Origin of the sequence: Natrinema thermotolerans, from assembly GCF_031165565.1 — an archaeon.
GTDB lineage: Archaea > Halobacteriota > Halobacteria > Halobacteriales > Natrialbaceae > Natrinema > Natrinema thermotolerans.
On sequence record NZ_CP101873.1, the window covers coordinates 1,592,701 to 1,617,332 of the forward strand.

At 67.3% G+C, this 24,632-nt stretch carries 30 protein-coding genes and 2 tRNA genes; 11 read left to right on the forward strand and 21 right to left on the reverse strand.

Annotated features, from left to right (window positions below; genetic code table 11):
• Positions 1-87 precede the first annotated feature (87 nt).
• The 3 genes from NP511_RS08305 to NP511_RS08315 all read right to left on the reverse strand — a co-directional run bounded on the left by NP511_RS08305 (position 88) and on the right by NP511_RS08315 (position 1,175).
• Positions 88-426, reverse strand: coding sequence for a hypothetical protein (locus NP511_RS08305; protein ID WP_006649912.1), 339 nt, complete (start codon positions 424-426; stop codon positions 88-90).
• Positions 427-452: 26 nt separating this feature from the next.
• On the reverse strand, positions 453-788 hold the full coding sequence (locus NP511_RS08310; RefSeq protein ID WP_006649911.1) for a DUF7471 family protein: 336 nt from the start codon (positions 786-788) through the stop codon (positions 453-455).
• 192 nt (positions 789-980) lie between these two features.
• Positions 981-1,175 carry a cold-shock protein gene (locus NP511_RS08315; protein WP_006182717.1) on the reverse strand — a complete coding sequence of 65 codons (195 nt, stop codon included), beginning with the start codon at positions 1,173-1,175 and terminating at the stop codon, positions 981-983.
• Between the two features lie 169 nt (positions 1,176-1,344).
• On the opposite strand from NP511_RS08315, the gene NP511_RS08320 reads away from it, so the two are divergent.
• Positions 1,345-1,872 (forward strand): winged helix-turn-helix transcriptional regulator, encoded by a 528-nt coding sequence (locus NP511_RS08320; protein ID WP_049965546.1) that lies wholly within the window; start codon positions 1,345-1,347, stop codon positions 1,870-1,872.
• Positions 1,873-1,896: 24 nt separating this feature from the next.
• On the opposite strand, the gene NP511_RS08325 is transcribed toward NP511_RS08320, so the two are convergent.
• A complete protein-coding gene (locus NP511_RS08325) occupies positions 1,897-2,922 on the reverse strand; it encodes an AI-2E family transporter (protein ID WP_049965545.1) in 1,026 nt (341 codons plus the stop codon).
• A 111-nt stretch (positions 2,923-3,033) separates the two neighbouring features.
• On the opposite strand from NP511_RS08325, the gene NP511_RS08330 reads away from it, so the two are divergent.
• Complete coding sequence (locus tag NP511_RS08330) at positions 3,034-3,771, forward strand: DUF547 domain-containing protein (protein ID WP_049965544.1); 738 nt, start codon at positions 3,034-3,036, stop codon at positions 3,769-3,771.
• 46 nt (positions 3,772-3,817) lie between these two features.
• Here NP511_RS08330 and NP511_RS08335 read toward each other — a convergent pair whose 3' ends face one another.
• Positions 3,818-4,474 carry an amphi-Trp domain-containing protein gene (locus tag NP511_RS08335; RefSeq protein ID WP_049965542.1) on the reverse strand — a complete coding sequence of 219 codons (657 nt, stop codon included), beginning with the start codon at positions 4,472-4,474 and terminating at the stop codon, positions 3,818-3,820.
• 108 nt (positions 4,475-4,582) lie between these two features.
• Between NP511_RS08335 and NP511_RS08340 the strand changes: the two genes are divergently transcribed.
• Both NP511_RS08340 and NP511_RS08345 read left to right on the forward strand, forming a co-directional pair.
• The gene (locus NP511_RS08340; protein ID WP_049965578.1) at positions 4,583-5,386 is read left to right on the forward strand and encodes an HNH endonuclease; all 804 of its coding nucleotides are present in this window, start codon (positions 4,583-4,585) and stop codon (positions 5,384-5,386) included.
• 42 nt (positions 5,387-5,428) lie between these two features.
• Entirely contained in the window at positions 5,429-6,310 is an 882-nt protein-coding gene (locus NP511_RS08345) for a universal stress protein (protein WP_084158271.1), read from the forward strand.
• Positions 6,311-6,327: 17 nt separating this feature from the next.
• Here the strand turns inward: NP511_RS08345 and NP511_RS08350 are convergent, their stop codons facing one another.
• The 5 genes from NP511_RS08350 to NP511_RS08370 all read right to left on the reverse strand — a co-directional run bounded on the left by NP511_RS08350 (position 6,328) and on the right by NP511_RS08370 (position 10,609).
• A complete protein-coding gene (locus tag NP511_RS08350) occupies positions 6,328-7,056 on the reverse strand; it encodes a guanosine phosphorylase (RefSeq protein WP_049965541.1) in 729 nt (242 codons plus the stop codon).
• A gap of 103 nt (positions 7,057-7,159) precedes the next feature.
• On the reverse strand, positions 7,160-7,462 hold the full coding sequence (locus NP511_RS08355; RefSeq protein WP_006649904.1) for a HalOD1 output domain-containing protein: 303 nt from the start codon (positions 7,460-7,462) through the stop codon (positions 7,160-7,162).
• Between the two features lie 133 nt (positions 7,463-7,595).
• Positions 7,596-8,480, reverse strand: a complete 885-nt coding sequence (locus tag NP511_RS08360) for an ATP-dependent ribose-1-phosphate kinase (RefSeq protein ID WP_049965540.1) — start codon at positions 8,478-8,480, stop codon at positions 7,596-7,598.
• 100 nt (positions 8,481-8,580) lie between these two features.
• The gene (locus NP511_RS08365) at positions 8,581-9,402 is read right to left on the reverse strand and encodes a DUF63 family protein (RefSeq protein ID WP_049965539.1); all 822 of its coding nucleotides are present in this window, start codon (positions 9,400-9,402) and stop codon (positions 8,581-8,583) included.
• A 199-nt stretch (positions 9,403-9,601) separates the two neighbouring features.
• Positions 9,602-10,609, reverse strand: coding sequence for a ribose 1,5-bisphosphate isomerase (locus NP511_RS08370; RefSeq protein WP_049965538.1), 1,008 nt, complete (start codon positions 10,607-10,609; stop codon positions 9,602-9,604).
• A gap of 195 nt (positions 10,610-10,804) precedes the next feature.
• Between NP511_RS08370 and NP511_RS08375 the strand changes: the two genes are divergently transcribed.
• From NP511_RS08375 to NP511_RS08385, 3 genes are all read left to right on the forward strand, one after another.
• Positions 10,805-11,278: a DUF5812 family protein gene (locus NP511_RS08375; RefSeq protein ID WP_049965537.1), complete on the forward strand. Its 474-nt coding sequence runs from the start codon at positions 10,805-10,807 to the stop codon at positions 11,276-11,278.
• Between the two features lie 74 nt (positions 11,279-11,352).
• Complete coding sequence (secF, locus tag NP511_RS08380) at positions 11,353-12,228, forward strand: protein translocase subunit SecF (RefSeq protein WP_006649899.1); 876 nt, start codon at positions 11,353-11,355, stop codon at positions 12,226-12,228.
• The gene (locus NP511_RS08385) at positions 12,225-13,847 is read left to right on the forward strand and encodes a preprotein translocase subunit SecD (protein WP_049965536.1); all 1,623 of its coding nucleotides are present in this window, start codon (positions 12,225-12,227) and stop codon (positions 13,845-13,847) included. Before secF ends, NP511_RS08385 begins: the two co-directional genes overlap by 4 nt.
• Before the next feature lie 22 nt (positions 13,848-13,869).
• Here NP511_RS08385 and NP511_RS22955 read toward each other — a convergent pair whose 3' ends face one another.
• The 3 genes from NP511_RS22955 to NP511_RS08395 all read right to left on the reverse strand — a co-directional run bounded on the left by NP511_RS22955 (position 13,870) and on the right by NP511_RS08395 (position 15,125).
• Complete coding sequence (locus NP511_RS22955) at positions 13,870-13,974, reverse strand: DUF7563 family protein (protein ID WP_419894490.1); 105 nt, start codon at positions 13,972-13,974, stop codon at positions 13,870-13,872.
• Positions 13,975-14,180: 206 nt separating this feature from the next.
• A tRNA-Thr gene (locus NP511_RS08390) sits at positions 14,181-14,252 on the reverse strand.
• A gap of 99 nt (positions 14,253-14,351) precedes the next feature.
• Complete coding sequence (locus NP511_RS08395) at positions 14,352-15,125, reverse strand: DUF7114 family protein (protein WP_049965535.1); 774 nt, start codon at positions 15,123-15,125, stop codon at positions 14,352-14,354.
• 60 nt (positions 15,126-15,185) lie between these two features.
• On the opposite strand from NP511_RS08395, the gene NP511_RS08400 reads away from it, so the two are divergent.
• Together NP511_RS08400 and NP511_RS08405 are read left to right on the forward strand one after the other, a co-directional pair.
• Positions 15,186-15,890: an enoyl-CoA hydratase/isomerase family protein gene (locus NP511_RS08400; RefSeq protein WP_049965534.1), complete on the forward strand. Its 705-nt coding sequence runs from the start codon at positions 15,186-15,188 to the stop codon at positions 15,888-15,890.
• A gap of 54 nt (positions 15,891-15,944) precedes the next feature.
• Positions 15,945-16,484 carry a GNAT family N-acetyltransferase gene (locus NP511_RS08405; RefSeq protein ID WP_049965533.1) on the forward strand — a complete coding sequence of 180 codons (540 nt, stop codon included), beginning with the start codon at positions 15,945-15,947 and terminating at the stop codon, positions 16,482-16,484.
• Here NP511_RS08405 and NP511_RS08410 read toward each other — a convergent pair whose 3' ends face one another.
• Positions 16,485-17,279: an NAD+ synthase gene (locus tag NP511_RS08410; protein WP_049965532.1), complete on the reverse strand. Its 795-nt coding sequence runs from the start codon at positions 17,277-17,279 to the stop codon at positions 16,485-16,487.
• A 494-nt stretch (positions 17,280-17,773) separates the two neighbouring features.
• Between NP511_RS08410 and NP511_RS08415 the strand changes: the two genes are divergently transcribed.
• Positions 17,774-17,844, forward strand: a tRNA-Gly gene (locus NP511_RS08415).
• Between the two features lie 97 nt (positions 17,845-17,941).
• Here the strand turns inward: NP511_RS08415 and NP511_RS08420 are convergent.
• From NP511_RS08420 to NP511_RS08445, 6 genes are all read right to left on the reverse strand, one after another.
• Positions 17,942-18,907 carry a transcription initiation factor IIB gene (locus NP511_RS08420; RefSeq protein ID WP_006649893.1) on the reverse strand — a complete coding sequence of 322 codons (966 nt, stop codon included), beginning with the start codon at positions 18,905-18,907 and terminating at the stop codon, positions 17,942-17,944.
• A 107-nt stretch (positions 18,908-19,014) separates the two neighbouring features.
• On the reverse strand, positions 19,015-20,499 hold the full coding sequence (locus tag NP511_RS08425; RefSeq protein ID WP_049965530.1) for a hypothetical protein: 1,485 nt from the start codon (positions 20,497-20,499) through the stop codon (positions 19,015-19,017).
• 105 nt (positions 20,500-20,604) lie between these two features.
• The gene (locus NP511_RS08430) at positions 20,605-21,033 is read right to left on the reverse strand and encodes a universal stress protein (RefSeq protein ID WP_006182740.1); all 429 of its coding nucleotides are present in this window, start codon (positions 21,031-21,033) and stop codon (positions 20,605-20,607) included.
• A 91-nt stretch (positions 21,034-21,124) separates the two neighbouring features.
• Positions 21,125-21,487 carry a hypothetical protein gene (locus NP511_RS08435; protein ID WP_049965528.1) on the reverse strand — a complete coding sequence of 121 codons (363 nt, stop codon included), beginning with the start codon at positions 21,485-21,487 and terminating at the stop codon, positions 21,125-21,127.
• 1 nt (position 21,488) lies between these two features.
• Positions 21,489-21,728: an amphi-Trp domain-containing protein gene (locus tag NP511_RS08440; RefSeq protein ID WP_049965527.1), complete on the reverse strand. Its 240-nt coding sequence runs from the start codon at positions 21,726-21,728 to the stop codon at positions 21,489-21,491.
• A 120-nt stretch (positions 21,729-21,848) separates the two neighbouring features.
• Positions 21,849-22,871, reverse strand: coding sequence for a KaiC domain-containing protein (locus NP511_RS08445; protein WP_006649889.1), 1,023 nt, complete (start codon positions 22,869-22,871; stop codon positions 21,849-21,851).
• A 205-nt stretch (positions 22,872-23,076) separates the two neighbouring features.
• On the opposite strand from NP511_RS08445, the gene NP511_RS08450 reads away from it, so the two are divergent.
• Positions 23,077-23,913 (forward strand): NAD(+)/NADH kinase, encoded by an 837-nt coding sequence (locus NP511_RS08450; RefSeq protein ID WP_006649888.1) that lies wholly within the window; start codon positions 23,077-23,079, stop codon positions 23,911-23,913.
• On the opposite strand, the gene NP511_RS08455 is transcribed toward NP511_RS08450, so the two are convergent.
• Positions 23,914-24,564 (reverse strand): DsbA family oxidoreductase, encoded by a 651-nt coding sequence (locus NP511_RS08455; RefSeq protein WP_006649887.1) that lies wholly within the window; start codon positions 24,562-24,564, stop codon positions 23,914-23,916.
• Between the last annotated feature and the right edge of the window lie 68 nt (positions 24,565-24,632).

Sequence of the window (24,632 nt, forward strand, 5' to 3'; positions counted from 1 at the left end):
TGATCCATCGGGCGCGGGAGGCCAAAAGCCCGACGGATCCCGGTCGTCACGGCTCCGGGATCGGTTCACGCGGTGTCGACGCGACGATCACGTGCCGTCGGAATCGGCCCCCGTCGCTTCGGACAGCGCCTCGAGCGCGTCCCGGCCGGTGTAGAGGTGTCGCCGGCCCGTCGGTGCCTGGGTGATGAGGACGCCAGCCGAGAAGTCGGGGTCGCCGTTCTCGTCGTAGATCTCGTCGGGGTTCGAACCGATCCGGACCGACTCACGGACCGCGAGCATCGCCTCCCGGATCGCGTCGTCCCGGTCCGCGGCCGCGGCGACGTCCTGTCGGTCGATCGATTCCTCGCGGGCGGCGAGCCGCTCGAGGACGTCGTCGACGTGGTCGGCGGCGCGATCGGAGTCGTAGATGTAACGACGGACGCGCATGGTCGCGGTACGGACCCGACGGGTTTCTAGTCGTCGAACTCGGCGGCTCGGCCGTCGCCGGCCGTGCCGCTCCGATAGACCGCATAGAGAAGCAAGAGTGCGATCAGGAAGTCGAAGCCGTGTTCGACGAGGTGATGGACCGTCATCGGGACGAGCCCGAGGACGGTTCCCAGTCCGGTTATCGACCGGACGACAAGCACACCCAGTACGACCGCGATCAAACAGTAACGAGCCGTTCGACGCCGGGCGTAGGCGGCGACGCCGACGACGAACAGCGCGGTCGTCCCGAGCGCGGCCAGCACGATGATCGCGACGAGGACGGGCGCGAGTTGCGGGTCGAGCCACCCCTCGGCGACCGACATTGCGGGCACCATGCGATCGATACCGCTACTCGGACCGGTGGCTACCTATTCGCTTCGGTGTCGGGCTCGAGTCGCCCCCGCGCCGTCGGGCTCGGCTCTCACTCACCGGAGTCGGGAGCCGCGGCTCGATACGGAGCGTCTCGAAAAATCGAATCGTCGTACAGCGCCGTCGAACCGACACTGACGGCGACGTTAGTTGCGGACGACGTTCGTCGCGCGGGGACCCTTGGGGGCCTGTTCGATGTCGAACTCGATCTCGGTGCCTTCCTCGAGGTCCGGGCCGCCGACGTCTTCCATGTGGAAGAACACGTCATCGTCCGCATCCTCAGTCGAAATGAAACCGTAGCCGCCTGTGTCGTTGAAGAAATCAACGTTGCCTTTCGCCATTACAACCAAAGAGAGGAGCAATACACGGATAACCCTTCCGAGAGTCGTGATACCACGACCGTCGGCCCGATCGGACCGGGATCGGCCGCGGTTCTCGGCGGCCGGGAACGCGAGCCACCCGTTATATGCCCCCCGGCGCTAGCCGACGCCAGGGTTTGCGGGGACTCATATGACCGACACGCGACAGCGAATTCGGGCACACGTCGACGACAACGCCGGCGTCCACTTCAACGAACTCGTCAGGGAGTCGGCGTTCGCGCCGGGACAGATACAGTACCACATCCGGCGGCTGCTCGAGGACGGCCGGCTCGTCCGCGAGGAGTTCTACGGCCGGACCCACTACTATCCGCCGACCTACGACGAGTGGGAGCGGGCCGCGCTGGCACTGTTTCGCCGGGAGACGGCCCGCGAGATCGTCGTCGCACTGGCGGAGACCGAAGACGCCGCGCCGGCCGATATCGCCGACGACCTCGGGATCGCACGCAGCACCCTCGAGTACCACGTCGATCGGCTCGTCGCACACGACATCGTCGAGAAACGCTACGACAACCGGAACCGCGTCGTCCTCGACCTCGCCGATCCCGAGACGACGGGACGGCTCCTGACGACGGTGACGCCGACGGTTCCCGATCGGCTCGTCGACCGGTTCACGCGGCTCGTCGACGAACTGCTTGCAGGGACCGGTGACTCGTCGTAGCGGCTCGCTCGAGTCGGTCGCCGATCACCGCATCCCGGGCTCGTCCTCGAGCCGGTCGTAGTGGTCGTTCATCACGTCGAGAACCGCGATCAGCGCGCCGAGGACGACGGGCCCGTAGAACAGCCCCATGACGCCGAACGCGTAGACGCCGCCGAGGACCCCGAGGATGATGACGGCGGGGTTGAGTTCCGCGTACCGATCGACGAGGATGGGGCGGAGATAGTCGTCGGACAGGCCCACGACGATCATGCTGTAGACGAACAGCGCGACCGCAAGCAGCGGCTCCTCGATCAGGAAGAGATAGATCACGGCGGGCCCCCAGACCATGAACGACCCGATCAGCGGGATCAGCGATAGGACGATCATGATCGCGGTCCAGAACGCCGCGTTCGGGACGCCGGTCGCCAGCAGTCCCAGTCCCGCGATGGTCCCCTGAATGATCGCGATCATGACGTGGCCGGCGAGGACGGCCCACATGACCTCGTCCAGTTCCTGATAAAAGTCGTCCTGTACGTCGTCAGGTAGCGGCGTCAGCTCTCGCATCCACCTCAGCAGGTCGCTACCGTCCTTGAGCAGGTAGTACAGCAGGAAGATCGCGAGCCCGAGCCCGATCAGCGTGTGGGTGATCGCGCTGAACCACTCGGTCGAACTCTCCAGAACCATCGTCCCGACGTTCTGTGCCGCGTCGGCCAGCGCCGACGGGAGATCGACCGACTGCCCGGTCTGTTCCTCGATGGCACGCTCGAGTTCGCCGAGTTGAATGGAGTCGGTGTTGACCTGCTCGAGGAGCCGCCGGGCATCGCTGGCGATCGCGGCGACGATGACGACCAGCGGAACGACGAAGCCGGCGACCGCGAGTCCGACGAGCGCGAACGCGGCGATCGGGGGCGCGACCCGCTCTTCAAGGCGTTGCTGGAGCGGATACAGAACGTACGCGATGAGGATAGCGCCGAGGACGTACTGGGAGAACGGCAACACGAGCAACAGGGAGAGATAGGCGAAGAGCCCGACGAGAACGAGCAGAAATCCCTTGCTGATATTCACGCCCATTATTTCTCCGTTCGCTGGCATAAAACCACGGCATGAACGTATCGCCACTCTGGACTGTCGTAGCAAGGCGTCACACGGCTTCAAGAGGCTGGTACGTGTATTTCTAGCCGAATGTCGACTCAGATCGATCCCCTTTCCCTCTCGGCTGATCTCCTGTATACGGTCAAGACCGAGGGCGACGCCGAGCCGTTGCGAGACCACCTCGCGACGATCGATCGGTCGCGGTTGGAGCGGGCGCTGTCCAGCCGCGAGGGGAAACTCGCCTTCTGGCTCAACTGTTACAACGCCTACGCCCAGCTCCTGCTGGAGTCGGAGGAGCCGGACCTCCACGAGGGTGGGCTGCTCGAGGCGTGGAAGTTCTTCGCCCGCGATCGGGTCCCCGTCGGCGGCGTCTGGCTGAGTCTCAACGACATCGAACACGGGCTGCTCCGGAGTTCGAAGCTGCCGTGGGGAATGGGCTATCTCCCGCGCCCGTTTCCCTCCTCGTTCGAACGGCAGTTTCGCCTCGACGACTGCGATCCCCGGATCCACTTCGCGATCAGTCACGCAACGGATCACTGTCCGCCGATCGCGGTCTACTCGCCCCAGGACGTCGACGAGGAACTCGACATCGCCATCGAGTGGTTCTTAGAGGAAAACGTCAGCTACGACCGGGAAACCGAGACGGCGACGGTCCCCCGACTCTTCCGACGCTATCGCGGCGACTTCGGCGGCCGCCGCGGCATCGTGGCGTTTCTCCGTGAGTACAACGCAGTCCCGGCCGACGCCGGCCCCTCGCTCGAATACGAACGGGTCGACCACTCCGCCGAGTTGGACGTCGATCTCGAGGGCGACGAGGTCCGGCGGTAGCCTAGACCCCGCAGGTCGACGCTCGAGTCGGCAGACGGTCCGGCCCTCACTCGAGGCGTTCGATCGTCGCGTTCGGCGCGATTCGCATCACGCTTCTGGCCGCGCGTTCGGCGTTTGACCGCGAGGCGTACCCCTCGCCGCTGTCGGCGACGATGTTGCCGTTCCAGTGGACGAGCCGCCAGCGCCACTCGCCGCCCCTGTCCTCGTAGACCTCGAACCGGCTCGTCCGGCCGGTCTCGCTCGTCTCGTCGGCCTCTGCCGTGTCGTCCCCCTCGGCCGTCACCGGCGTCTCGTCCGTCCCGCTGTCCCCCGTCGAGCCGTCGCCGGCGAGTCCCTCGAGCGGCATCACCGCTGCCGCGGGGTCGACGTCGGCCGCAGCCGACGTCTCGTCCCGATCACCACCCGCAGCGTCGCCGTCAGCCGGGCGGTCGGTGATCCGTACGCTCGAGCCGGCCGGATCGTCCCACTCGAGTTCGATCTCGAGTTCACCGACCTGGGGTTCGTCGACCCCGAGTCCGGCCTCGAACGCCGCGACGACCCGCTCGGGGACGGCGACCCTGACGCTTCGTTCCTCGCCGTTCAGCCGGACCGGGCGGCCGGACTCGAAGGCGGTCGCGAACTCGCGGAAGACGGCCGCGAGTTCCGTTCGGTCGTGTGCGCGCTCGAGTTCGAACTCGTCGTCGGGTTCGTCGGAAGCCACCATACCGACGTGTACTGGAGGCGACGGGTTAGTGTTTCCCACGCGCTGGCCTCGATTCGTGCCGGGCACCCTGTCGGTGCGTTTTTGTCGACGCCCTTCCTTCGCTCGCTCGTGACTGCACGCGACTGGCACGCCGATCGGGAGGCCGTCTTCGACCGCGACGCGCGGACCTGTCGACACTGCGGGACTGCCGACGACACCGAGGCGCTTCGAGCCTACCCCGTCGGCGACGTGGCGCTCGAGGGGGAGGTCCACGAGAGCGCGCTCGTAACCGTCTGTGCGGATTGTTTCGGGACGCTGTCGGACTCGCCGTCAGCGACGCCGACCGGCGCCGAAGAGCTGTTTCACCACGTCCGCGAGACGACCCGCATCCAAGGGGAGACGATCTCGACGGTCGCCTCGTTCGCCTCCGTCGCGACCGCACTCCCCGGCGACCTCGAGTCCGCACTCGACGACGAGGGGGAAGACGCCGCCCTCGAGGAATCGATCGCACAGTACCGGCGACACCGACGCGACGTGTTGCTCTCGATCGCCGTCGTCGACGCCCGCCTCGAGCGACTGGCCGCGCTCGAGGGCGACGCCGACGAGCCGGCGGCCGCGGACGCCCTCGAGGCGTTTTCCGAGACCGCGACCGACCTCCAGTCGGCGCTTCGCGAGGTCGTGACGCTGAGCGAAACCGTCGCGACCGGGCTCGATCGCTGTCACGGCTGTTTCGACGCGCTCGAGTCGGGGCCGACCTGTGACACCTGCGGGCTCGCGGTCCGCGAGACGGCCGACTGGGAGGACGACGACGGGACCCTCGCGTTCGATCGGCTGTTCGCGACGATCAACGACCGCCTGCAGGAAGCCTCGGCGACGACGGAAACGCTGACCGATCGGACGACGACGCTGGCCGAACGGCTAACGGCGGCGTAGGTCCCTCGTTCTTTTTGCCGTCTCGAGCCTAGAGGGAGTCGAATGACCGAGTCGACGGTCGAGCCCGACGGCTCGAGCGAGTACCGCGTGCTGGTCCCGCTGGCCAACCCACGAACGGAACAACACCTGATCGAATTAGCCAGCACGCTCGCGGCCGACCGCGACGGCGTCGTCCACGCGGTCCACATCGTGCAGGTCCCCGACCAGACGCCGCTGGACTGCGGTGCCGAGCGACTCGAACGGATCGACGCCGACTCGGAAAAACTGCTCGAGCGGGCCCGCGACCACGCCGCGGAGTACGACGCACCGCTCGAGACGACGACGATCGTCTCGCACCGGTCGTTCGAGGAGGTGTTCGACGCCGCCCGCACCCACGACGCCGATCTGGTCGTCATGGGCTGGGGCGGCGACCGACCGTGGACTGCGGGCCGTGCCGAAGGGCCGCTCGACGAAGTCGCCCGCGACCTCCCGTGTGACTTCCTCGTGCTGAAAGACCGCGGGTACGATCCGAGCCGGATCCTCCTGCCGACCGCCGGCGGCCCCGACTCCGATCTCGGCGCGGAGGTCGCGCGGACGCTGCGCTCGGCGACGGGAGCCTCGATCGACCTGCTCCACGTCGTCGACGACGAGAGCGAGCGCGAGGCCGGCGAACGGTTCCTCACCGAGTGGGCCGCCGACCACGACATCGGCGACGCCGTGTTGACCGTCGACACCTCGGGCGACGTCGAGGGCGCGATCGCCCGCGAGGCCGCCGACGAGACGCTCGTGATCGTCGGCGCGACCGAGCGCGGGCTACTCTCGCGGCTCGTCCGCGGCTCGCTCGTCTCCGACGTCGTCGACGACCTCGAGTGTTCCGTGCTGCTGGCCGAACGACCGACCGAGCGGTCGCTACGCGAACGGCTGTTCGGTCGCTCGGAGGAGTGAAAGCACCGTCGCGGCCGTTACAGCTCGGTCGCGGCCTCGAGCGCGATGTCGATCGCGCGGCCGACGTTGTTTTTGGCCTTGTCCGGGAGTTCGTCGTCCTCGGTGTCGGTGCCCTTCTGGGTGCCCTCGACGAGGTTGCCGTCGACGGTACAGATCGCGCCGGCGGCGAGTCCCTTGCGGCGGGCCAGTGAGAAGACGGCGGCGGCCTCCATCTCGACCGCCAGCAGGCCCGCGGCCTCCCAGTCGTCGACGGCGTCGTCGGTCTCGGCGTAGTAGGCGTCGTCGGAGGCGATCGGGCCGACGTGGACCGCTTCGCCGTTGGCTTCCGCCGAGTCGACCAGCGCGGACAGCGCGTCGTAGTCGGGTACTGCGGGGTACTCGACGGCCTCGTACCGTTTGCTCGTCCCCTCGTTTTTTGCCGCGCCGGTCGCGACGATCATGTCGCCGATCTCGATCCCCGACTGGAGTGCCCCGGTCGTCCCGACCCGGAGGAACGTCTCGACGCCGACGTTCGCCAGTTCCTCGATCGCGATCGCCGCGGAGGGACAGCCGATCCCCGTCGAACAGATCGTCAGCTCCCGTCCCTCGTAGGTGGCGTTGACGACCTTGTACTCGCGGTTGCGTGCGATCGTCTCCGACTCGTCGCAGTGGTCGGCGATGCGATCGACCCGGCCGGGATCGCCCGGGAGCAATGCGATGTCCGTCAGGTCGCCGTCGTCGACCAGCAGGTGTGGCTGCGTCGCCATACCCTCGGATTCCGCGGGCGGTGAGAAAAAAGGTTCGAGGAAGGGTCGAGAAGCGACCGGTTCGGCTCGGCAACTCTCGACGCCACCCCCTTCCCGTCCCCGATCAGCCCGTCGGACGCACTTCGACGCAATCGGGCCGAATCGTGACCATCGCGCCGTCGGCCTCGAACTCGACGATCCCCGTCGCTCGAGCGTCGCCGCGATTGGTGTCGGCGAACAGTGCGTCGAGCGCGTCGGGGTCGACGTAGTCGTACAGTTGCGTGCTGGCCGCCGTGACATCGTGACCGTGATAGCGGGCCAGGGCGGTCGCAGCGGCGATACTCGGCGGTTCGTCAGCGTCTCGGTCGTACTGGATGCGCCGTCTGAGGCCGCATCCGTGGGACTCGGTTACCCTTCCTTCCGTCATGTCTCTCAGTCACGGGATCGTGACTGTTCAGTCGAGTGGCCAACGGCCCGGCCCATATACCTACCGTCAGACGACACCGGGTGAGAACCACACGGCGGCGACGTGACGGTGCGCGACCGATCGTTACGCCTTTTCAGGGGCGGCGCTCGAGGAGCGCCTCGAGTTCCGCGTCGGTCGGTGCGCTCCGGGCCCCCTCGCGGCTCGCGGTCACGGCCCCGCAGGCGTTGCCGGTCGCAAGCGCCCGCTCGAGATCGCGGTCCGCGAGCCACCTCGTGAGAAAGCCGGCGGCGAAGGCATCGCCCGCACCGGCGGTATCGACGGGGTCGATGTCGAACCCCGCGTGAACGACGGTTCCCGACGGCGCGTACGCTTCCGCGCCGTCGGCCCCACAGGTGACGACGACGATCCGGTCGTCGGCGGCCCCGTCGGGGTCGTCGTCGAACAGGGCGGCGGCCTCCCGGTCGGTCACGAAGACGACGTCAGCCAGCGCGAGCGGCTCGCCGTACTCGCGGTCGGCGAGCCGCCGACCGGGATCGAAGCTGATCCCGATACCGGCCTCGTCGGCGATCCGTGCGATCGCGGCGGCCGTCTCCGGTCGCTGTCCCGTGAGATGGACGTGATCGGCCGCCCGGATCCGCGACGGCTCGAGGGCCGCCGGCCCGACGGCCTCGTTGACGCCGTCGTTGCCGAGGATCGCGACTTCGCCGTCGTCGTCGACCAGCAGGTACTTCACCGCCGTTGCGGCGTCCTCGACGACGCGGACCCCCGCGAGGGAGACGCCGGCGGCCTCGAGTTCGCGGCGGGCGAGCAGGCCGTTGTCGTCGTCGCCGACGCTGCCGATCAGGCCGACGTCGACGCCGAGGCCGGCAAGCGCCGCGGCGACGTTGGCCGCACTGCCGCCGCCCGACTGGCGTTGCGAGCGGATCGCCGCCTCGCCGTCGCTCTCGGGCAGTCTGTCGACACGGAGGGTCACGTCCCAGTTGACGTGGCCGGCCGTGAGTACGGTGATCGAATCCATTCGCCGATAGTAAAGGGACGGGACCGGCCGGCAAAAACCTAGGTTTCGGTGGCAGACGCTGAGGGACGGACGCGAACGACGCGGGGAAACCGGCCCACGGTCACATCACGGTGAACAACAGGACGTTGTGAACGGCCGGACCGAGCCCGACCGCGGCGACGAGGGCGAGGACCGTCCGACCCTGCTGTGGCCGGTCAGCGACGTACTCGCGGAACAGCCCGACGATGACCAGCGCGAGGGCGACCTTGACCAGCACGAACAGCCAGCCGGCACCGACGTACTCCGCGGTCGGCAGCGCCTCCCCCGCCTCGAGCAACAGCAGCGACAGCGGGACGTTCTCGCCGGCCCCGAGGACGTCGTAGCCGACGGCGGTCGTGACGCCGTCTAGCGTGTGTGCGAAGACGACGAGCGCGCCGGTCGTACCCGTGGTCGCCGCGACGTCGGTAAACCAGAGGCTCAGGACGAGCCAGGCGAGTGCAGTGACGATGCCGGCGATGACGACCGTGATGACCGGCCAGAAGGGGTCGAACGTCCCCGTCTGGATACTCCGGAAGAGCGCGAACATCGTGAAAACGGTAAAGAAGGCCGTCCCGGCAACGCCGACGAAACGGGGGATCGTCGGCTGGAGGCCGCCGACGTGGAGGAAGACGCCGACGACCCAGGCCAGTCCCGCGATGATCGCCGTCACGACGTAGACCATCGGCGCGGTAAACAGGGGCTCGATGGTCGATGGGAACGCTCCCATCTTGTAGAGGACGTGTAACGTCGCGCCGAACATCATCCACGGGGCGAAGGCCAACACGGTCCGGTCGGTCACGGGTGGTTCGATCGCCCACAGCAGCGCGATCACCCCCCCGAGAATCACGGCGGCCGGCACCACCATGTACCACGGCGGAACGACGAACCCCTCGGGTAACACCATACGGGGCAATGGCTGTCACCAGTGACTAACACTTTCCGATCCCGGACGATTCACAGTGTTGAAGCTTTCGGCCGCGCTCCCGTCGTCGCGGAACGTGGTTCGGACCATTAGACGCCCGAGAACCGGCGTATCGACCGTCCGGACGATGGCGAGATCTCGAGGGGCCGTGTCGACGTTCCGACCACCGAGAGGCCGTCGGTTACTCCGCCCAGGGCTCGTCGGTCGTGTCGCCGAACAGTTCTCGCATGAGCGTCACGATACTCTCGGGCGGGAACTGACCGCGCTCGGTGACGATCGCGTCGACGTACCGCGGCGGTGTCACGTCGAACGCGGGGTTCTCGACGGTCAGCCCGTCCTCGCTTCCGGGTTCGCCGGCCGACCCGTCCGGCGCGTCGCTCGAGCGGATCGACGCGCGCTCCTCGTCCGACAGCACCTCGCGCTCGTCGCGGGTCTCGATCGCGACGGTATGGCCCGTCAGCGTGTCCGGGTGCAGTTTGATCGTCTGCGCCGCGACCATCACCGGCACGCCGCGTTCCCGGGCGGTCACCGCCAGTCCGCTGGTTCCGATCTTGTTGATCACGCTGCCGTCGGCCGCGATGCTGTCGGCCCCGACCAGCACGTGGTCGGCCGCGTCCAGGTACCGCCGGGCCGCCCCGTCGACGATCAGCGTCACCGGCACCCCCCACTCGCGCAACTGCGCGGCCGTGATGTGACCCTGCTTGCGGGGTCGGGTCTCCTTGACGATCGCCTCGAGGGCCTTCCCGTCCTCGAGGGCGGCCTCTACACAGGCCAGCGCGTCCGTCGAGTGGCAGTGGGTCAGGACGACGTCGCCGTCTCGCAACCGGTTGGCACCGATCCCGCCGAGGGTCTCCCGGGCGTGTTCGAGGTCGCGACGGAACGACTCGGCGCGGTCGATCGTCGACGCCCGTAACTCGCCGACGGTGTCGCCGTCGGCTCCCCGAAGCACGTATCGGAGCGCGTTCGGCAGGCTGACCGCGGTCGGACGGGTTTCGTAGAGGGTTCGGGCGGCCGCCCGAAGCCCGCGGCGAAACGCCGCCGGCGTCTCGGCCGGACTCCCCTCGGCCTGGGTCGCCAGCGCCGCCGCGGCCGCGTCGGCGATCGTCGCCGCCCCCCGAATCTCCATCGCGGCGATGGCGTCGGCGGTGGATTCGACGGCCGGCACGACCTCCGGTTCGGCATCGACCATGAGACCGACTTACACGACGGCGCTGAAAAGACTGCCGTCGGTTCCGGGCGGTCGCCCTGACGGCCGTTCGATGACTCGCGCCCCGGTCCGAACACCGCTCGAGCGATCGTCGAAGCGGGATCGACCACCGAACCGAGGGTCGACTGGCGATCGAAAGCCGAAACCCGGAAACCGATCCGCCGGCTACGAGCGCCTATGACCGAACGAACCGGCACGTTCGTCGTGACCCACGCCGAGCCCGACTCGGCGGTCGTCCGCGACGTCCAGACCGCACAGGTACACACCCTCGCGTCCAACCCCGGCCTCGAGGTCCACGACGTCCTCGAGGCGACAGTCGCTCCCGAGCCGCCGATGGAAGTCACCTGGGAGGTGATCGAGGTCGACGATCGGCGCTCGATCGAACTGGTCGACAGCGACCTCGAGCCGACCACCTACGAGAAAGAGTTGGCGGCCGACGCCGAGATCGGCGACCTCGTCCAGGAGGAGCGGGCCGGCACCGGCGAGATCCACGTCTTCCGGGTCCCCGGCGACGAGGTCGTGGCCGCCGCCGACGACGTCCTCGAAGACGAGGAGACGATCGCCCGGGCCGCCCGACTCGAGGCGGTCCGGGTCGAGGTCCGGTCGGCCGCCGACGAGGGCGTGTTGAGCGTCCGCTACCTGCCGGACTGACCACGGTCCGATCGGCCGCTCGCCCGTGCCGAATTGAGAAGGCTTACTTCGAGGGGCTGTAAGTAGTCCGGTATATGGGGTATTTCGACGTACCGGAGATCGATTACACCCGGTACAGTAATCGCCAGCTCGCAGCGGTTCCGCTGGCGGTTCTCGCGGTCGCACTGCTCGTGTTAAGCGGCGCGTTCCTCGCGTACGGAACGCCGGTGCCGCTTGGCATGGACTTCGCCGGCGGGACGGAACTGACCGTCCAGACGACGACGGCGGAAGGCAACATCGGCGCGGCGTTCGACGAACAGCCCGAGTCGGTGACCGGGACGGGCACCGAGAACCAGTACATCGTCCAGTTCTCGTCGACTGACTCGCAGGCCCTGAGCGATCAGGCCGAGGGCAATCTCGAGCAAGACGGCAGCGCCGAGGTCGTCCAGTCGGTGTCGTCGACGTCAGCGAGCTTCGGCCAGAACAGTCAGCAGACGGCCATGCTCGGGCTCGTCATCGCGTTCGTCGGCATGAGCGCGATCGCCTTCCTGCTCTTTCGGACGTTCGTGCCCTCGATCGCGATCGTCATCTCCGCGTTCTCCGACCTCGTGATCCCGCTCGCGTTCATGCGGCTGGCAGGCATCCCGCTCTCGCTTGGCACCGTTGCCGGCCTGCTGATGCTCATCGGGTACTCCGTCGACTCCGACATCCTGTTGAACAACCACGTCCTGCGCCGGAGCGGTGACTTCTACGAGAGTACTCACCGTGCGATGCGGACCGGCGTCACGATGACGGTCACGTCGATGGTCGCGATGCTCGTCATGGGCGTCTCCGCGTACGTCTTCGGGATCAGCCTGCTGGCATCGATCGGGATCATCCTGTTCGTCGGTCTCGCCGCCGACCTGCTGAACACCTACATGTTGAACCTGAGCCTGCTTCGCTGGTACAAGTTCGAGGGGGTCCGCTCATGAGTCCGATCGGCGCCATCAAGGGCAACTGGCGCGTCCTCCTGCTCGGGGCGTTTCTCGTGTTCGCCGTCGTCGCGCTCTTTATCCCCGGCGGGATCGTCGCCGACGACGGTCTGGCCAGTGACAGCGTCGACAGCGGCCCGACGAACCTCGAGTTCGGGCTCGGGCTCGAGGGCGGGACCCGGATCCGGGTCCCGGTCGCCGGTATGACCGCGGAGGACATCGACACCGGCGCGGTCAGCGACGACGGGACAGTCGATCAGGAGCGGCTCGACGGCGTCGAGTCGACGCTCCAGAGCGAACTCGAGCTCGATCAGGCGGACGTCAGCGTCGACGTCCAAGACGACGGGACCGTCACCGCCGAAGTGTTCAACGACAACGTCAGCCAGTCGGAGTTCGCCGCGGCGTTGCAGACGGCTGACGTCGACGCCACCGAGGACGACATCCGCGACGGCGTCACCCAGAGTACCCGCGACAATATGATCAGGACGATCCAGACGAAGATCAACGCCGCGGGCCTCTCGGGCGGGACGGCCTACGAGTCGACGACGGTAAGTGGTGACCACTACATCGTCGTCGAGGTCCCCAACATGGACGCCGACGAACTCCGGACCATCCTCTCGGAGCGGGGCCAGGTCGAGGTCGTCGCCTACCATCCGGAGAACGGGACACAGACGAACGACACAGTCCTGCGGGGCGGCGACATCGTCGACGTCGACCCACCGGAACAGCAAGGCGAGGACAGCTACGCGGTGCCGGTACTCGTCAGCGACGAGGCCGCGCCGGGATTCCAACAGCAGATGAACGACCTCGGGTTCACCAGCGAAGGGGTCGGGCGGTGTGGCCTCCGCGGCGACGGTGAGAGCATCGACTTCGACCAGGAGGGAGAACACTACTGCCTCCTGACCGTCGTCGACGGAGAGGTCGTCGACGCACACAGTATGGGCGACCGGGGCGGTAACGGACTCGCGACCGATATGCGAGAGGAGACGTGGGTGAACGACCCGACGTTCCAGATGGGCGCACAGAACCAACAGGACGCACAGAGCCTGTCGGTCAACCTCCGGGCGGGGAGCCTGCGCGCACCGCTTGACTTCAGTGAGGAACAGGTCTACTCGATCGAGCCCGGCCACGCCGACCAGTTCAAACAGTACTCGCTGCTGATCGGGCTGCTCTCGGTCCTCACCGTCAGCGGCGTTGTCTACGCTCGATACACCGACACCCGCGTCGCCCTCCCGATGATCGTCACGGCCATCGCCGAGGTGGTCATCCTGCTTGGCTTCGCGGCGCTGATACGCATGCCGCTGGATCTCTCCCACGTCGCCGGGTTCATCGCCGTCGTGGGGACCGGGGTCGACGACCTCGTGATCATCGCCGACGAGGTGATGGACGAGGGCGACGTCAGCTCCGAACGCGTCTTCCAATCGCGGTTCCGCAAGGCGTTCTGGGTCATCGGGGCCGCCGCCGCGACGACCGTCGTCGCCCTCTCGCCGCTCGCGGTGCTGAGCCTCGGTGATCTCCGCGGGTTCGCTATCATCACCATCCTCGGGGTGTTCATCGGGGTCCTCATCACCCGGCCCGCCTACGGGGACATCCTGCGACGCCTGCTGACCGACCACTGATCGGCAGCCGCTCGAGGTCGTTTTATGCCGTCCGACAGCGCGGACACCAGTCGACACTGTTGCTATCGCCGTGTGCGCGCACGAAGTCGTACGAAACCGGCTGCTGACAGGACGTACAAACGGGCATCCGAGACACCAACACGAGACACCGGCGGAACGATCACTACCGAACTGCCTGCGATCGCAACCGACTCGTAAGCGCCGTGCAACTGCAGTTCTCCGAGAACGGCCCGGTGTCGACGACGCTCCTCGAGGAGGATCGTCCGATACCGCGCTGATCAGGACTCGAACCCGATAGCTAGGGCTCGGTGACTCGAGGCGACGAAAACGAAAAGCCTAGGCCGGGATTTGAACCCGGGCTCTCGTCCTTACCAAGGACGCGCTTTACCGCTAAGCTACCCAGGCGCGTACTTCTTCGTTGATCGGAGATGTCTTTATGCGTTTCGATCCACGGGAGCCATGCGGCGGTGTGTCGCGGTGCCGTCTCGGAGTCTCGAGGCCGGATCAGGGATCGGTCGCCGACGTGGCCCGGTCGGTCGCGTGGTCCTCGAGCGAGCGGTCGGAGACCGACGGCCCGAGATCGGTGAGACAGTCCTCGACGGCGGGAAACGAGGTGCCGGCGGCGTCGGCGAGGTCCTCGGCGACGGCCAGCAGCCGCGGCGAGGGCGTCTCGCCGACGGCGACGGCTCCGGTGCGGACCGCGAGTTCGAGGACGTCGCGCTCGAGGTTGGCGTCGATCGCCGTGGGGTCGTCGTCGATCGCGCCGGTCGGGTCGGGATCGTCATCCGTTAGGAGGTCGGCCCGCCGCGTCTGGTCGCGGCCGAACGACTGGACGGTGCGAACGGCTGTACCGGCGGCCTCGGTGCGAGCCAGCAGGTAAAAGCCCCGCGCGACGAGGATGTCGGCGGCCAGGATCGCGAGGTCGCCGTCGCCCGCGTCGGCGTCGTTGGCCGTCCAGGGTTCGTCGTGGGCGAGCGCCCGCGTCAGTCGCAGCCCCTCGTAGATGAGCTGGACGCCGGCTGCGTGGGTGACGACGTCGTGGTCACCGCTAGATGAGTAGTCCCGGTCGGGGGTCGTCCCGTCGGCCAACCCGTGGTCGTGCTGTTCGTCGAAACCGTGGCCCTCGGTCGCCATCGCGGCGGCGCTCTCGAGCGTGAGCGCCGCGGGTATCATCGACGCTCGATCGAGAACGGATCCGAGATACTCGTGTAGCTGTGGTGGTTCGACGTCCGCGACGGCCTCGGCGGCGGCACGCCGACAGCTGTCGGCCTTGTCCATTAGCGGGGGGTTACGACGGGGGAGCCAAAGACCTTTGGAAACGCCGGATCGACTGCTGGCATGATCGACATCGACGCCGACGGACGGATTCGTACCGTGACGATCGACCGCCCCGAGGCCCGCAACGCACTCACCGTCGACGGGCTCGAGGCCCTCGAAGCGGCGGTCGCCGATGCCGACGAACCCGTAATCTACCTGCGCGGGCGCGGACCGGCCTTTTCCGCCGGTGCCGATCTCAACGAGGTTGCCGCCCTCGATGGGGATCGGGACCGCGCGGCCGAGTTCGCGCGGCTGGGACAGCGGGTCGCCCGAACGATCGAGGATTCGCCCGCAGTCGTCGTTGCGGGCATCGACGGCCCCGCACGGGGCGGCGGCCTCGAACTCGCGCTGGCCTGTGACGTCCGCGTTGGAACCCCCGAGTCGACCTACGGCGAACCCGGCGTCAGCTTCGGCCTGTTCGGGGCCTGGGGCGGGACCGTCCGGCTGCCCCGCGTCCTCGGCGAGGGCGACGCCCTCGAGTTTGCCCTCTCGGGACGGGCGATCGACGCCGAGGCGGCCCTGCGGATGGGACTGATCTCGCGAATCGAGGACGAGCCCCGTGCGGTCGCCGCGGAAATCGCTGACAACGCGACGGACGCGCTGGCAGTCCTCAAACGCCGGCTCCGAGACGACGGCGAGCGCGCGACCCAGGAGCGACGCGAGGCCGCGGCCTTCGCCGACCTCGTGGCCGCCCACGCCGACGACGTCGACGCGCTGCTCGAGTGACGAGACATGTGAGCTGTCCATAATCTTTTTCTCCATGTGACGAGATCCGGGACCATGCCCGATTCGACGTTCCTCCCCGGCGACAGGGTCGATCTCCGACCGATCGAGGAAGACGACCTCGAGTACTTACGGGATGCGATCAACGATCCGGCGATCTGGCGACCGATCGGCGGCTCTCGTCCGATCAACCGCACACAGGAACAGGAGTTCTTCGAGAACGTCGTCTGTGCCGACGACGGCGTCCACCTGCTGATCACCGCCGACGGCGAGCCGGTCGGGACGATCGGCCTCCGCGAGATCGACTGGGAGGCCGGGCGCGGCGAGATCGGCTACTGGATCGACCCCGACGAACACGGGCAGGGGTACGGCACCGAGGCGACCGAACTGATGGTCGCGTACGCCTTCGACCAGCTGGGTCTCCACCGGATCGAGGCCCACGTGTTCGAGTTCAACGAGGCTTCACAGCGGCTCCTCGAGTCGGTCGGGTTCGCCCGCGAAGGGACCAGCCGGGAGTCCGAGTTCGTCGACGGGGAGTACCATGACACTCACTGGTACGGGCTGCTCGAGGACGAGTGGCGAGACCGGCAGTCGTAGTCAGTCCAGCTGCTCGGGAGCCGGCGGGGCGGTGCGTTTGTGGGCACTGCGCTCGTACATGCCGCGAACCCGTTCGACCGTGTCCTCGTCGACCTCGAGCAGTCGGGCAGTCGCCGCGACCGACAGCGGGCCGTCGATGTGGGTCGCGAGGATCGAGTCGAGGGTATCGTAGCCGATCCCGAGTTCGTCCTCGTCGGTCTGGTCGGCCCACAGCTCCGCGGTAGCGGTCTTGGCGGCGAGTTCCTCGGGGACGCCGACGTGGCGGGCCAGTTGACGGACCTGCCCCTTATACAGGTTGCCGATGGGATGACAGTCGACCGCGCCGTCACCGTACTTGGTGAAGTAGCCCACCGCGGCCTCGCTCCGGTTGCCCGTCCCGAGAACGAGTCGCTCCTCGTGGTTCGCGACGAGGTAGTTCAGAACCGCCCGAACGCGCGCACGAGCGTTGCCCACCGCCTCGCGGTCGCCCTCGGCCTCGGGGTAGGCCGCCAGCACGGCGTCGACGATCGGCTCGACCTCGAGGACGTCGTAGCTGATCCCCAGATCCTGGGCGACCCGTTCGGCGTCGCTCATGTTCTCCGCGCTGCTGACCGTCGCCGGGAGGACGAGCCCGTGAACGTTCTCGGTGCCGATCGCCTCGACGGCGAGATAGGCCGTCAGCGTACTGTCGATTCCGCCCGAAAGGCCCAGCACGGCACCGTCGGCACCCGCGGCCGCGACCCGCTCGTCGATGAAGGACGTGATGTGTTCGCGCTGCCGCTCGAGTTCCGACTCCGAAAACCGAAGATCGATCATACATGAGGGTACGGCTGCGGTGACCTAATAGGCTCGCCTAACCGGAAAAAAGTGACCGGCCGTTCGGTTTCGATGGAACGGTTCTGTCGTCACTGAACGGCTTGTGTGACGGTTGTGCCGATCGAACAGGGGAGGTCCGGGTGCGAGAAACGAACTGCGCGTCGCAGCCGAGACGGGATGAAGGATGGCCACTACCCCAACCCGGACACACTGTCTCGCCGTTCCTCGCTACCACGGCCGATCGGTAAGGGCACGGACCGTCCGCAGAACCCGCAACTCGAGACCGGGTTCTTTTCGCGGGTCGTCGGACTCGCTCGAGAGCGCTACGTTGAAGTGGGATCGGTGGGTATGCTCGAGTGTCGACGTGAGTGACGCCGGTGGTGAGCAAATCCGACGGATTTGCGATCCTCGGCGCACAAGCGAACGAAGTGAGCGTAGTGCGCCGGTGGTGAGCAGTTCCCTCGGAACTGCGATCTACGGCGCGAACAACGTGAGCGCCGGTGGTCCAGTGGTAGGACTCGAGCTTCCCAAGCTCGCGGCCCGGGTTCAATTCCCGGCCGGCGCATTTTTCCGATAAAATGGTCTTACAGCCGCTGTGATTCCGATTTCTGACAAGCAGTCACTGAGAGAAGAAACCGGCGATAGGACGGTGGTTGACCGGCTTACTCGTGGATCCCCATTGCCTCGATCTGCTCCTGATACCGGTTCCGAATCGTTACCTCGGTCACCTGGGCGACATCGGAGACCTCCCGCTGGGTCTTCTTCTCGTTACAGAGCAGGGAGGCGGCGTAGATCGCGGCCGCGGCGTAGCCGGTTGGGGACTTGCCCGAGAGCAGTCCCTTCTCGGTCGTGACGTCGATGATCTCGTTGGCCTTCACCTGGACCTCCTCGGAGAGTTCGAGTTCCGAGCAAAAGCGCGGGACGTACTTCTTGGGGTTGACCGGTTCCATCTCGAGGCCGAGTTCCTGGGCGATGTACCGATACGTGCGGCCGATCTCCTTGCGCTCGACGCGGGAGACGGCGGCGACTTCCTCGAGCGAGCGGGGGATGCCCTCCATCCGGCAGGCGGCATAGAGGGTGCTGGTGGCGACGCCCTCGATCGAGCGTCCGCGGATGAGGTCCTCGTCGAGGGCTCGACGGTAGATGACGCAGGCGACTTCCCGGACCGAGCGGGGGATGGCCAGCGAGGAGGCCATCCGGTCGGTCTCGGAGAGGGCGAACTGGAGGTTCCGTTCGCCGGCGTCTTTGGTGCGGATGCGTTCCTGCCACTTGCGCAGGCGGCGCATCTGGCTGCGTTTGTCCGAGGAGATCGAGCGGCCGTAGGCGTCCTGGTTCTTCCAGTCGATGGCGGTCGTCAGGCCCTTGTCGTGCATCGTCTGGGTCGTCGGCGCGCCCACCCGGGACTTGTTCTGGCGCTCGGAGTGGTTGAACGCGCGCCACTCGGGACCGTGGTCGATGTTGCTCCCCTCGACGATCAGGCCGCACTGGTCACAGACGAGTTCGCCCTGGTCCTCGCTTTTGACGAGTGTCCCGCCGTCGCACTCGTCACACACCCGCTCGCGCTCCGGTTCCTGCGTTTTTTCTGTCGTTTCAGGATCGCGTTCGCGCTGGCGGGTGGGGCTTGCCATGTCATGTTGGTAACGACGGCGGAAGGACTTAAGGTCTCGGCACAGGACGCACCCCCTCGAACGGGTGAGAGGGTCACTGTCGGGTCGAAAAACGACCGGAAGCGGGCTCAGAAGTAGCCAAACAGCGTGCCGGCCAGTACCAGCACCCACATCGCCGAGCCGACCAGCAGCATGTCGTTGAACTTCGAACTGCGCGCGGCGCGTTTGGCCGCGCCGCCGGCGATCAATCCGAGCGCGACGACGACGAGCATCCGCTGGAGGACGACGTCGACAGGCAGGGCGGTGATGCCGAGCCAGCCGTAATCGATCCAGATGGCGGCCGCGAGCGAGCCCGCGGCGATGACGGCGGCGTCGAGTCGCCGCGTAAGCCCGCGTGCGATCAGGTACGTCGCGGTCGGGATCCCGATCGCGATCACCGGATAGAGGATCGCGGCGATCTGGTGGGGCGTCAGCGACGCGGCTCGGCGCTCGAGGACGAGGCCGCCCATCCGGACCCCCAGGAACAGCGCAAGGATAGCCAGGACCAACAGGACGTGTCCGGCCTCGAGGCGGTCGTAGGCGGCGGCGAGTCGCTGGCGGTCGACGTCGGTCAGGTGATCGTCGATCGCATGGGGGGTATGCCGCTCGACCCGCTCTTCGGTCGATCCCTCGGCGCTCCCGCCGGCCTCGAGGCGGCAGCGTCCGGTTCCGACGCCGACCAGCGTGGGGACGACGATCAGCCCGGCGAGTTCGACGAGCGTCGCCCAGCCGTCGGCGTCCGAGGAGTTGCTGTTGTCGAGGTAGATCCGTCGGACGTCGTCTTGGACGTCGACGCCCGGATGCTCCATGAACTCCTGCTCGAGTTTCGTCTGGGCGTCCTGTGAGCCGTGGACCCGGTGTCTGAGCGTGAACCAGTCGAAGTGTTCGGAGTGGGTCTGCATGATGACCCAGTCGTCGTCCTCGTTGGGGCTCTCGTAGAGCCTGATGTGATAGCGCTGGCCGTAGTAGGTGCCGTCCTCGAGTTGGCGCGTCTCGGTCGTCCAGTAGCCGCTCTCGTTCCCGCCGGGATCGACGTAGGCGTAGCGGGTGCCGCCGTCGGCCTGGCCCCAGTTGAGGTTCGGCAGGACGCCCGAGCGACCGGACGAGTCGTTCTCGGTGTCGTTGGCGGTCGCGTTCTCGGTGTCGTTGGCGGTCACGTTACCCGCGGTGTCGTTCGCTCCCGACTCCGCGATCGGGTCCGTCTCGTTGTCGGATTCGTTGCCGGCGGTAATCGCGTACGTATCGGGGAGAGCCACCTCCTCCGACTCGTTCACTTCGGACCAGTCGCCGCCGTCGGATTCGATCAGGACTCGCTCGACGTCTTCGGTATCGCCGCGGACGATCACGTTGATCGGACTGCGCTTCTGGAAGCCTTTTCGCGGGCTGAGATACTCCCAGAAGCTGCTCTCGGAGTCCTCGGGCGTGACCAACTCCGGCGTCGGCTTCGATTCCCCGTCCGTGGGTCCGCCGGCCGCGGTCTGGTCGGATGACAGCGACAGCAACATCGAGGGACCGCCGACGAACACGAACGCGAGGACGATCAGTACCGCTCCGATGACGATCGAGCGACGCATCTCTCAAGGACTAGCGACGGGGTATATATCAAACCGTGTGTAATTATGCCGACCGTTTCGGGCACGGTTCGGACCGCCCCCGGACGACCATCGGCGGGCCGGGACTCAGACGTCGGGGCCGACCGTAGTGACCGGGACCGGGGCCTCGCGGACGACCCGCTGGGAGACGCTACCGACGACGTTCCGTTCGTACTCGTCGCCGCTGGTCCCCATGACGATCAGGTCGACGGGCTCGCTCGCGGCGTAGTCGACGATGCACTCGGCGGGGTTTCCGGTGTCGACGGCCGTCGTCGTCTCGACGCCGCGGTCGGCGGCACGGGTCGCCGCCTCGTCGACGGCTTCGCGGGCGGTCGCCTCGAGGTCGTCGCGGACCTGCTCGACGCGGTTGTCGTCGAGGACGAGAAAGGCACGGTCGTCGACGACCGAGAGGACGTGGAGGGTTGCGTCACGGGTGGCCGCGACGTCGATGGCGTGGGCCGCGACGGTCGCCGCGTGGTCGCTGCCGTCCGTCGGAAGCAGGATCGTCTCGTACATTGCTGTCTAGGTGGACCACTCGCCCGAACGGAAAAAGGGGTTTCCCTCCGTCTCCGGCGACGGGAACACCGACGCGATCCGGGCGGACGTCCTAGATGCCCGGAATGCCGAGCGCGTCGGGGGTGACGAAGCCGACGGCAGCCAGCGCATAGAGGATGCCGACGGCGACGATCCAGGCGACGAAGCCGATCGCGGCCGCCGACCCCCAGCCGCCGGGGTAGCGCCAGTTGATGACGCCGACCCAGATGACCAGCATCAGCAACACGCCGAGGATGGGGACCCAGCCGACGAAGAAGCTCGTGATCCCCCAGGCGGCCGCCCCGATGAGGGCGGTGATCGCCGCGTTCACGAAGCTCGCGTCCCTGTCAAGCACCAACCGCGCGCCAGCGAGGATACCGATCGTCCCGACCAGCAGGCTCAGGACGAAGATCAGGATCGAGTCTGCGGCAGCCATGTTAGGGTTTCCAGCTCAGTTCGATCTCGACCGTCTCGCGGTCGCCCCGCAGCATCGAGGACCGCTCGACCGTCTCGACCGAGACGTCGATGTTCTGTGGCGGGTTGAGCGACACGTTCTTGTTGCCGACCCGTATCGAGACCGCCTCGCTCTCGCCCTCGAACTCCGTCGCGAGTTCCTCGAGGTAGGCCGCGAGTTCCTCTCGTGGCAGTGTTTCGTCGGCCGTCGTCCGTTGCGCCATACGGGCATATCCGGTTGCCGCCCGCAAAAGTATGGGGCTTGAACACATCGATAAGTGGCACTTACCGGGCCATGAACGCCTGTACCGACCAGATTGAATGTACCAATATGTGAACTGTCATTAGAACAGGTTCGCTTGCTGGTAGACCGAGATCCCCTCGCCGGTGATCTCGTAGGGCTTTTTCTCCCGGGAGTGGTTCGCGTCGCGGATCTTCTGGATCTCGATCGCCATCCGCGTCTCCCGGAAGTCGTCGGGACGGACGTACTGCAGGACGAAGACGGCGTCGGTGAGATATTCGACGATCCCGTACCGCGAGGCGTAGGCGGTCTCCGCGGAGGCCTCGCTGGTTAACATGGCGGTGACGCCCGCCTCCTTCAGGCTCCGGGCGAAGTCGTAGATTTCGTTGCGGCGTTTCGCGCGGTCCTCGTACATCATCTCGAGCAGGGAGACCGAGTCCAGGACGAGCCGCGAGGCGTCGAACTCCTCGACGAGCGCGGGGAGTTCGTTGCGGATCGAGGCGAGGCTGTTTGCCATCTCGATGGGGTCGACGTCGACGACGGCTAGCTGGCCGTCAGCGACGTACTCGTCGAAGCCGTACCCCTTCTCGGTCGCGCTGTTGATCACGCGTTCGCGGCTCTCCTCGAGCGTGATGAAGACCGCGCGTTCGCCCTGCTCGAGGCCGTGGGTGAGAAACTGCAGGCCGAAGGTGGTCTTCCCGGTGCCGGCACTGCCCATTGCGACGAGCAGTGACCGCTCCGGGATGCCGCCCTGAATCATCCGGTCGAGTCCCTCGATCCCGAGGTCGAGTCGCGGGAGATCCGAGTCGACCGCCTCGTCGAAGTCGGGTTCGTCGCCGCCGAGGACGAAATCGAGGTCGTCGAACCCCTCGGGGCCGTCGGTCCCGGGGCCGACGTCGGCGTCGATGGCCGGGGCGTCAGTATCGTGGAGGGCAGAGCCGAAGTCCTCCTCGAAGAGGGACTCGTCGCCGTCCTCGGGAGTGGGGTCGCCGGTGTCGTCGTCCACGGCCGCCGGATCGTCGCCCGCGCTCGAGTCCGGGTCGCCCGCGGCATCGGCCTCGTCGTCGAGTGCGCGCTCGAACCAGTCGTCGTCCGGATCGTCCGCGTCGTCGCTCACGGGGACCACCTGTCGAGCGCGGCCCTCGGAGAAAGCGGTCGCTGGTGTCGACTGCGATCGCCGGTGGGAGACGGGAAAGCCGACGCCATACTGGACACTGCGACGGGGTCGTCGCAGGGGTTCACCTGACCGGAATCGTTCCATCCGGATTAAGCTTGTTGCCGCTGGCCGGACAAGCGTGGGTTTTTGACGTAGCGGCGGGTAGCCGCCGCCGATGGACGTCGCCGTCGGAATCGTCGCCCAGCGCGACAACGAGCGTGCACAGGACCTCGCCGCCGCCCTCGTCGACGCACTCGAGGCGGCCGGCGCGAGCGCAGTCGTCGACGAGGCCACGGGCGCGGCGATCGCGGCGACCCCCGTACCGGTCGACTCGATGGACGATCGCGACCTCGTCGTAAGCATCGGCGGCGACGGGACCCTGCTGTTCGTCGCCCGCGAGGTCAGCCCCGTGCCGATCATGGGAGTCAACCTCGGTGAGGTCGGCTTTCTCAACGCCGTCGCCCCCGAAAACGCCGTCGACGTCGTCACCGATGTCGTCGCGGACATCGCGCGGACGGGCCGCGTCGAGGGCCGGGAACTGGCGCGGCTCCGGGCGACCGGCGTCGACGAGGACTGGACGCTCGCGCCCGCGCTCAACGAGATCGTCGTCCACGGGCGGCGACGCGGCCACGGCGGCGGTGCGACGATCGAGGTCCGGGTCGACGGCCAGTCGTACGCGGAGAGTCACGCCGACGGCGTCCTCGTCGCGACCCCGACGGGCTCGACCGCCTACAACTTGAGCGAGGGCGGGCCGCTGGTCCACCCCGCGACGAACGCCGTCATCGTCACGCAGATGGCCGCGACCGAGTCGATGCCGCCGCTGGTCGTCGAACCGGACACCGAAATCAGCCTCACGGTCACCGATGCCGACACCGCCTACGCGATCAGCGACGGCCGCAACAGACAGCAACTCGAGCCGCCCGCGACGGTGACGGTCTCGCTGGCGGCCGACCCGGTCACGCTCGTCGGCCCGCAGGCCAACTTCTTCGACGGCCTCGACAAACTCGAGTGACTACTGGCCGTCGACGAGTCTCTCTACGTGTTCCGGCGGCACCGCGCCGCGGGCGACGTGGCCGTCCGAGACGAACGTCGGAACGCCGGTGACGCCCGTCTGTTGGGCCTCCGCAAACAGGTCCTCGAGTTCCGCCCGGATGCCGTCGTCGGCGACCGCGTCGCGGATCTCATCGACCGGTAGCCCGCAGTCGTCGGCGAGATCGGCCAGCACGTCGACGTCACCGATGTCACGCCCGTCCTGCCACAGTGCGGTGTAGATCGCCTCGTCGAATGCCCCCCACTGCTCGGGGTACTCCCCCTTGACGTACCACGAGGCGACCTGCGCGTCGAAGGAGTCGACGTCGGTCGCGATCTCCTGGGCCATCTCGGCGTCGTATTCCTCCTGCAGCCGGCGGACGTTCTGTCTGGCCTGCTCGTAGTACTCGTCGCTCTTGCCGTCGTCGACGTCGTGATCGATCGAGCCGTCCGCGTTTCGCTTCCCGCGTCGGAGGTCGAAGGGGTGCCACTCGACGGCAAGCGGCTCGTCGCGGCCCTCGCGGTACTGGGCGAGCGAGCGGGTCCCCAGATAACAGAACGGACAGACGTAGTCGGCGTAGATCTCGATACGATCAGTCGCCTCGGTAGTCGGGCCGGTGTCAGCGTCGGTCATAACACCGGTAGGGTTCTGAGAGGGAAAAGTCGCCGGTCCCCGGCAGCGGCGGCCGCGGCTCAGGCCGC

Bases quoted from the DNA above. Each gene is read 5' to 3' on its own strand.
- NP511_RS08305 (WP_006649912.1), bottom strand. From the start codon at position 426: ATGCGCGTCCGTCGTTACATCTACGACTCCGATCGCGCCGCCGACCAC.
- NP511_RS08310 (WP_006649911.1), bottom strand. From the start codon at position 788: ATGTCGGTCGCCGAGGGGTGGCTCGACCCGCAACTCGCGCCCGTCCTC.
- NP511_RS08315 (WP_006182717.1), bottom strand. From the start codon at position 1,175: ATGGCGAAAGGCAACGTTGATTTCTTCAACGACACAGGCGGCTACGGT.
- NP511_RS08320 (WP_049965546.1), top strand. From the start codon at position 1,345: ATGACCGACACGCGACAGCGAATTCGGGCACACGTCGACGACAACGCC.
- NP511_RS08325 (WP_049965545.1), bottom strand. From the start codon at position 2,922: ATGGGCGTGAATATCAGCAAGGGATTTCTGCTCGTTCTCGTCGGGCTC.
- NP511_RS08330 (WP_049965544.1), top strand. From the start codon at position 3,034: ATGTCGACTCAGATCGATCCCCTTTCCCTCTCGGCTGATCTCCTGTAT.
- NP511_RS08335 (WP_049965542.1), bottom strand. From the start codon at position 4,474: ATGGTGGCTTCCGACGAACCCGACGACGAGTTCGAACTCGAGCGCGCA.
- NP511_RS08345 (WP_084158271.1), top strand. From the start codon at position 5,429: ATGACCGAGTCGACGGTCGAGCCCGACGGCTCGAGCGAGTACCGCGTG.
- NP511_RS08350 (WP_049965541.1), bottom strand. From the start codon at position 7,056: ATGGCGACGCAGCCACACCTGCTGGTCGACGACGGCGACCTGACGGAC.
- NP511_RS08355 (WP_006649904.1), bottom strand. From the start codon at position 7,462: ATGACGGAAGGAAGGGTAACCGAGTCCCACGGATGCGGCCTCAGACGG.
- NP511_RS08360 (WP_049965540.1), bottom strand. From the start codon at position 8,480: ATGGATTCGATCACCGTACTCACGGCCGGCCACGTCAACTGGGACGTG.
- NP511_RS08365 (WP_049965539.1), bottom strand. From the start codon at position 9,402: ATGGTGTTACCCGAGGGGTTCGTCGTTCCGCCGTGGTACATGGTGGTG.
- NP511_RS08370 (WP_049965538.1), bottom strand. From the start codon at position 10,609: ATGGTCGATGCCGAACCGGAGGTCGTGCCGGCCGTCGAATCCACCGCC.
- NP511_RS08375 (WP_049965537.1), top strand. From the start codon at position 10,805: ATGACCGAACGAACCGGCACGTTCGTCGTGACCCACGCCGAGCCCGAC.
- secF (WP_006649899.1), top strand. From the start codon at position 11,353: ATGGGGTATTTCGACGTACCGGAGATCGATTACACCCGGTACAGTAAT.
- NP511_RS08385 (WP_049965536.1), top strand. From the start codon at position 12,225: ATGAGTCCGATCGGCGCCATCAAGGGCAACTGGCGCGTCCTCCTGCTC.
- NP511_RS22955 (WP_419894490.1), bottom strand. From the start codon at position 13,974: ATGCCCGTTTGTACGTCCTGTCAGCAGCCGGTTTCGTACGACTTCGTG.
- NP511_RS08395 (WP_049965535.1), bottom strand. From the start codon at position 15,125: ATGGACAAGGCCGACAGCTGTCGGCGTGCCGCCGCCGAGGCCGTCGCG.
- NP511_RS08400 (WP_049965534.1), top strand. From the start codon at position 15,186: ATGATCGACATCGACGCCGACGGACGGATTCGTACCGTGACGATCGAC.
- NP511_RS08405 (WP_049965533.1), top strand. From the start codon at position 15,945: ATGCCCGATTCGACGTTCCTCCCCGGCGACAGGGTCGATCTCCGACCG.
- NP511_RS08410 (WP_049965532.1), bottom strand. From the start codon at position 17,279: ATGATCGATCTTCGGTTTTCGGAGTCGGAACTCGAGCGGCAGCGCGAA.
- NP511_RS08420 (WP_006649893.1), bottom strand. From the start codon at position 18,907: ATGGCAAGCCCCACCCGCCAGCGCGAACGCGATCCTGAAACGACAGAA.
- NP511_RS08425 (WP_049965530.1), bottom strand. From the start codon at position 20,499: ATGCGTCGCTCGATCGTCATCGGAGCGGTACTGATCGTCCTCGCGTTC.
- NP511_RS08430 (WP_006182740.1), bottom strand. From the start codon at position 21,033: ATGTACGAGACGATCCTGCTTCCGACGGACGGCAGCGACCACGCGGCG.
- NP511_RS08435 (WP_049965528.1), bottom strand. From the start codon at position 21,487: ATGGCTGCCGCAGACTCGATCCTGATCTTCGTCCTGAGCCTGCTGGTC.
- NP511_RS08440 (WP_049965527.1), bottom strand. From the start codon at position 21,728: ATGGCGCAACGGACGACGGCCGACGAAACACTGCCACGAGAGGAACTC.
- NP511_RS08450 (WP_006649888.1), top strand. From the start codon at position 23,077: ATGGACGTCGCCGTCGGAATCGTCGCCCAGCGCGACAACGAGCGTGCA.
- NP511_RS08455 (WP_006649887.1), bottom strand. From the start codon at position 24,564: ATGACCGACGCTGACACCGGCCCGACTACCGAGGCGACTGATCGTATC.